The organism is Vibrio sp. 10N.222.48.A3 (assembly GCF_041475345.1).
GTDB lineage: Bacteria > Pseudomonadota > Gammaproteobacteria > Enterobacterales > Vibrionaceae > Vibrio > Vibrio tasmaniensis_A.
The window spans coordinates 1-599 of sequence record NZ_JBFRVX010000924.1 but is presented as its reverse complement, the minus strand read 5'-3'; the positions used below and the strand labels follow the sequence as shown (position 1 = coordinate 599).

Annotated in this window: 1 protein-coding gene; it reads left to right on the top strand. The window is 43.6% G+C overall.

What is annotated here, in order from left to right:
- Positions 1–5: 5 nt before the first annotated feature.
- Positions 6–599 (top strand): DUF547 domain-containing protein (locus AB4653_RS21880; protein WP_372105343.1); only part of this gene is annotated, 594 nt, incomplete at its 3' end.

The window sequence follows — 599 nt, the reverse complement described above, 5'->3', positions numbered from 1 at the left end:
TTTTTATTGTCAGCCTACTTTTCTCAACCTTAGCTTGGTCTGCGCCTAAATCCGATCTTTGGCCATACTGGAACCAAAGCGACGAAACCAATCTAGAACAGGTATCTCATCAAGATTGGCAGCAATTTATCGATAGCTACTTAGTTAAACAAGGGCAAAACACCCTAGTTCGCTATCAAGCCGTGAGCACTGCAGATAAGACAAAGCTCAAGCAATACATCAAGAGGCTAGAGCAGTTGAATCCACTCGACTACTCAAAAGCGGAACAATATGCCTACTGGGTTAATTTATATAACGCCGTGACTGTCGATTTAATTCTTGATGCCTACCCAATAAAATCCATCACCAAGCTCGGCGGACTGTTTAGTTTTGGACCGTGGGGAGATGATGTAGTAATCGTTAACGGGAAGTCACTAACACTCAATGATATTGAGCATCGAATTTTAAGACCGATTTGGCAAGATCCGCGCACGCATTACGCGGTGAATTGCGCGAGTTTAGGTTGCCCTAACTTACAGCCTGAAGCTTTTACCTCTGACAACACTGCAGCCTTGTTAGAACAAGCTGCTAGTGATTTTGTAAATAGTGATAAGGGCGTG